At 55.4% G+C, this 4,920-nt stretch carries 5 protein-coding genes; all 5 read left to right on the forward strand.

Features of this window, described 5'->3' with window-relative positions; translation table 11 throughout:
* The first annotated feature begins 86 nt into the window (after window positions 1-86).
* The gene (locus DWV58_RS09620; protein WP_117776937.1) at window positions 87-1,025 is read left to right on the forward strand and encodes an AEC family transporter; all 939 of its coding nucleotides are present in this window, start codon (window positions 87-89) and stop codon (window positions 1,023-1,025) included.
* Between the two features lie 415 nt (window positions 1,026-1,440).
* Window positions 1,441-1,929, forward strand: coding sequence for a hypothetical protein (locus tag DWV58_RS09625; protein WP_117648566.1), 489 nt, complete (start codon window positions 1,441-1,443; stop codon window positions 1,927-1,929).
* 38 nt (window positions 1,930-1,967) lie between these two features.
* Window positions 1,968-2,735: a GntR family transcriptional regulator gene (locus DWV58_RS09630; protein WP_117648565.1), complete on the forward strand. Its 768-nt coding sequence runs from the start codon at window positions 1,968-1,970 to the stop codon at window positions 2,733-2,735.
* Window positions 2,720-3,433, forward strand: coding sequence for a GntR family transcriptional regulator (locus DWV58_RS09635; RefSeq protein ID WP_117648564.1), 714 nt, complete (start codon window positions 2,720-2,722; stop codon window positions 3,431-3,433). Before DWV58_RS09630 ends, DWV58_RS09635 begins: the two co-directional genes overlap by 16 nt.
* A gap of 194 nt (window positions 3,434-3,627) precedes the next feature.
* Window positions 3,628-4,743 (forward strand): SIS domain-containing protein, encoded by a 1,116-nt coding sequence (locus tag DWV58_RS09640; RefSeq protein ID WP_117776938.1) that lies wholly within the window; start codon window positions 3,628-3,630, stop codon window positions 4,741-4,743.
* Window positions 4,744-4,920: the final 177 nt, after the last annotated feature.

Consider the following 4,920-nt stretch of genomic DNA (forward strand, 5'->3'; position numbering starts at 1 on the left):
CCTGTCTTGTTTTGAGAAGTTCGCGAAGCCCACTTCTCAAAACAAGACAGGCGCCCCGGCCCTCGTGGAACAGATAAGGGGGAAGCATGAGCTTTACGAGTGTGGCGCTTCAGATGTTGACGGTTTCGCTGCCTATTTTGTTGGGGTGGTGTATCGCCAAGCTGGGGTTTATGAAAGCGGAGTTCGAGCGCGAGCTGTCGCATCTGCTGTTGCAGGTGGCGCTACCGTGCTTGGTGCTTTCGTCAGCGCTGGGCGATGACGTGAAGCTTCCGAGCATTGCCGATACGTTTTCGCTCATGGGTCTGTCCTTTGTGATGTATGTGGTGGCGATCGTTATTGCGTTTGCCGTCACCGCTGCTCTTCGCGTTCCCAAAGGGACGGAATGCTCGTATCGCTTCGCCATGCTTTTCGGTAATGCCGGGTTTATCGGTTTTCCGGTTATTTCGGCGGTGCTGGGAAAACAAGCGCTGTTGTATGCATCGATTGCGCTTATCCCCCTAAACCTTCTTATGTTTACCGTCGGTGCCATGTTATTTAGCGGAATGGATGGTGGCCTTAAAAAACAGATGCGCAATATTGCCGCCTGCTGCAAGAGTCCTGGTCTCATTGCAAGTGCTGTTGTGCTTGGGATCGTGCTAACCGGATGGACCGATTGGGGCGTGTTGGGCGACTCGATTTCCATCGTTGGCACCATGACCACTCCAGCGGCATTGTTGCTCATGGGATCGTCTATCGCCAAGTACCGTCCGCTCGAGATGCTTACCAACTGGCGCGCCTATGTCGCCGTGGCGTTTCGCCTGGTTGTCGTGCCGGTGGCATGTCTTGCCGTCGCGCGCTTGTGGCCCGGCATGACGCCCATGTTTATCGCGACGCTTGTGCTCGAGATGGCAATGCCGGTGGGCAGCAACGGTACGCTGTACTGCCTACAATACGGCAAGGATGCACGCCCCATGATGCAGTGCACGTTTTTGTCGATCATCTGCTCCATTCTGACTATCCCACTCGTAACCACGCTGTGTGGGTAGGCATTCGGGACGGTCTCGCGCTGGGGCCGCCTCCGGGCGCGTTGCCTTGGTCTGAGAAGTGGGCTTCGCGAACTTCCCGGAGCAAGGCAACCCCGCCGGGCAAGGCCCTCTCGACCGTTTCGATATGCGGCGCTGATATTTTTTAATGTGATGGGGCTGTTGCTGTTGCGGCCTTGGAAACTGTATATCTTACTTTGGTCAGCCTACGATACATTGCCGGGGCCGGGGAGGCATACTCTGTTTTGAGAAGTTCGCGAAGCCCACTTCTCAAAACAGAGTATGCCTCCCCGGCCCTCGTCCGTGAACTCTTCCGCTGGGCGAGCCACAGACGCCGCGTACCGATAGGGTGAGGTGGCGGCTTGAAATTGGTGCTATATTCAGCTTGAGTTGTTAAATGTTAGTACGGGAGGCTGATATGGGGCTGTTCAAGAAGAAAAACCCGCAGGATGCCTTTGATCCCGATGTGTTTACCATCACGGATACGATTTTGGACCCGCCGCGGTTTACATTTTTGCCGGCTATCTACCAGGATGCCACGCGTCGCAAGTGGGCCGTGCATCAGCGTGGTGCAGAGCCTAAGATTTTTGACTATGCGGACGTGTTGCAGTGCGAAGTAGCCGAGGCGGGCGATCCGGAGGCCGAGGAAGTGACTTCAAAACAGGAATTTGCCCAGCGTATCCTGGCAAATCCTGCCAAGGCGGCGAAAATAAACGCTGCCAAGCGTAATATGTGTCTTGGTATGGGCGTTGTTGTGGCGGTTCAGACGGGAAAAGACGAGGTTTCCAAATTAGAGATTCCCGTTATGACCGACGAAGTTAAACGCGATTCAAGTCTATATAAGTCGTATCGGAATGTCGCCGAGAAGATCAAGGCCGAATTTGATGCCATGGGAGGGCTGGCCTAATTTTGGCGGCATACGTTTCTGAATGAGGAGTCTGTGCAATGGCAGGCGAATCTTATGCAATTCCCCCCAAAGATCGTGCTGTTGAGGGAATTCTTTGGTATATCCAGCACCATCAGCTTGCCGGCGGGGATCGCCTGCCGGCCGAGCGCGTGCTGTGCGAAGAGATTGGCGTTTCGCGTACAGCGTTGCGTGCCGGTATCACGCGGCTCATCTCGTGTGGAACGCTCGAGAGCCGTCGCGGATCGGGTACGTATGTGTGTCCTCCCAAGCCGCTAAACATCTTTCAGGAAACGTATAACTTTTCCGATGCTGTGCGGACTGCCGGTCTGCACCCCTCTTCTCGTCTGGTTTCCACCGGGACCATCGAGGCGGATGAGGCGCTTGCCGACAAGCTTGGGGTGTCTGTAGGCGCTCCTTTGCTCCGCATGCAGCGCGTTCGACTTATTGAGGGCGAGCCGGCGTCAATCGAGACCGCTCACGTTAACCTGTCCCTGTGCCCATCGCTTACCGAGCACGATTTTGAGTGCGAGAGCCTTTACGATGTCTTGCTTAAAGAAGGCGGCGTGCGTGTTGAGCATGGACGTGAGCATATCTCTATCTCGCGTTTGAACGTCGAAGAGGCCGAGCTGCTCCAGCAAGAAGAGGGAACGCCGGTGTTCTATGAGAGCTCGATTGAATTTGATAAGGACATGCGTTTTGTGGAGCATTGCAAATCGGTGATTTTGCCCACAAAGTTTCGCTTTGCCGATAACGGCGAAGAGAACGGCATGAGGAGTGTGGCAGGTGAACAATGGCTGAAACAGTAGATGCCACCCCGGTTTATATGCGCATTCGACGCCGCATCGAGGAGCGTATCGAGCGCGGTACATATCCCACGGGTTCCATGATTCCGTCCGAAAAAGACCTCGCCGAGGAATTTGGTACGACACGCTTGACCATCCGAAGCGCTGTCGATGAGCTGGTTCGGCGCGGGCAGATTCGCCGTGTTCGGGGGAAAGGTGCCTTTGTGGCGCAGAAAGTACCTGCTTTTTTTGAACGCACGGGCGGTTTCCGTGAATCGGTCCGTGCTTCGGGCGGCGAGCCGTCCGTCCGTATTCTCGCACGTTCCAAGCGTTATGCGGGGCCATACTACGCTGACCTGTTTGGCATCGCCGAGGACGACCTGCTCTATTCCATTCGACGCCTGAACTGCATAAACGGTAGCCCCGTATCGATCGAGACGGCGCTGATTCCCTGCCTGCTGTTCCCAACCATCGAAGATATTGACGTGTCGGTCTTCAGCTTGTACGAGACCTATGAGATGCTGGGCCGAAAGCCAGTTATGGCACAGGAAAAGCTCGATATCGAAGCGCTGGGCGCACGAGATGCCGGCCTGCTTGGACTGGAGCAGGGTGATCTTGCCTTGACGCTGGAGTGCGTAAGCTTCGATGCGAGCGGCCAGGCGATCGAGTACGTCAAGTCGTTTAACCGCGGTGATGCGGGTGGATATACCTATACGTACTAGCTGGTTTTTTGCATAACGGGCTGAAAAGTTGACGGAATTTTGATTCGTTGAGCAGACCGTATATACAACCTTACATGGCTCAAAATCGACCGTTCGCCGATGGGGATAAATTAATCGACAAAGAGGTATCAAAAAGCCGTAACCTGTAACTGTGATTGGTATCAAATACTAATGATTTGTTACGAGGTGAGACGATGAAGATGCTCGATTACGTTCAGCTTGCCCATGTGCGTATGGGGGAGAACCTCGAGCGTTCGTCTGAGCTGGTAGCGCAGCTCGTTGATATTTTCCAGTCCGGTTCTTTTGATGCACTGCGCATCGTTGCTTCGGGTTCGTCGCGCCATGCCGCCGATTGCGCCCGCGATTACCTGCAAGATGCGCTGCAGATGCAGGTGTCCGTTGTGACGCCCGAGGCCTTCGTCGATTTTGAACACACCTATCCGCAGCATGCGCTCAACATCGCCGTCTCGCAGAGCGGCTATTCGACCAATACGATTGCGGCGCTCGATTACATGCGTGCACACGATATGGCTGCAGTTGCGCTCACGGCAAACGTCGAGGCACCCATCAAGGAACACGCTGACATCGTTCTTGACTACGGTGTGGGTGTCGAGTCGGTGGACTTTGTGACTCTGGGCGTCGAGGTTCTCGTTGAGTACCTGGTGCTCTTTGGTATTTACGGCGGTCAGGCGCGCGGAACGATTGACGCCAAGGGCGTTGCTCAGCGTCTTGATGACCTGCGCGAGGCTATCCAGGCTAATGCCGTGATGTGCAAGACCGCCGAGGCATATGTCCAAGATCACATGCTCGAGCTTTCTGAGCACATGCCCGCCATGGTCGTCGGCAACGGCCCCAACTATGGTGTTGCCGAGGAGGCAGCGCTCAAGCTGAGCGAGACCATCAAGATTCCTGCCATGCATCACGAAGGCGAGGAGTTCGTCCACGGTCCCGAGATGCAGATCGTTCCGGGCCATCTGGTGTTTATCGTCGACGATCCGCAGGGGTCGGAGCGTCTTGCGAATATCGCCGATGCGCTATCGAACGTTACGGCAAAAACGGTGCTGCTCACGGCCCATCCCAAGGGTAGGGCTCACGAGGTTGCGGTGCCTCAGGTGGCTCCGCTGCTCAGCGCAATTCCCAATCTTGTGTTCTTCCAGACGATTGCGGCCATGATCGCCGAGCGTCTGAAGTCATGGAACGTGCACCCGTATCTCGATACCGTCTCCAAGCAAATGGAGGTCAAGGCAGAGGGCTACGAAGAGTCAGTCAATGCGCTTAAGGCCAAAGCGGCTGAGTGTTACGGAATGTAAGCGGGTTTTGATGCCCGTTGGCATGGGGGATGTGGAAACAACCCCAGAAAGGAGAGACAAATGAAGGAAACCGAGAAGATCGAGATCATGCATTTCGACCAGGAGGGCTATCTCGAGGACGGCAAGGCGCTCTACGAGACCGGCAAGAAGATGACCGCGCTCGCCGACAAGGTCGCC

The sequence above is a fragment of the Collinsella sp. AF11-11 genome, from assembly GCF_003465485.1.
Classification (GTDB): Bacteria; Actinomycetota; Coriobacteriia; order Coriobacteriales; family Coriobacteriaceae; genus Collinsella.

What these genes read in the sequence shown, in the direction of transcription:
- DWV58_RS09635 (WP_117648564.1), top strand. Translation starts at nt 2,720, where the DNA reads ATGGCTGAAACAGTAGATGCCACCCCGGTTTATATGCGCATTCGACGC.
- DWV58_RS09620 (WP_117776937.1), top strand. Translation starts at nt 87, where the DNA reads ATGAGCTTTACGAGTGTGGCGCTTCAGATGTTGACGGTTTCGCTGCCT.
- DWV58_RS09625 (WP_117648566.1), top strand. Translation starts at nt 1,441, where the DNA reads ATGGGGCTGTTCAAGAAGAAAAACCCGCAGGATGCCTTTGATCCCGAT.
- DWV58_RS09640 (WP_117776938.1), top strand. Translation starts at nt 3,628, where the DNA reads ATGAAGATGCTCGATTACGTTCAGCTTGCCCATGTGCGTATGGGGGAG.
- DWV58_RS09630 (WP_117648565.1), top strand. Translation starts at nt 1,968, where the DNA reads ATGGCAGGCGAATCTTATGCAATTCCCCCCAAAGATCGTGCTGTTGAG.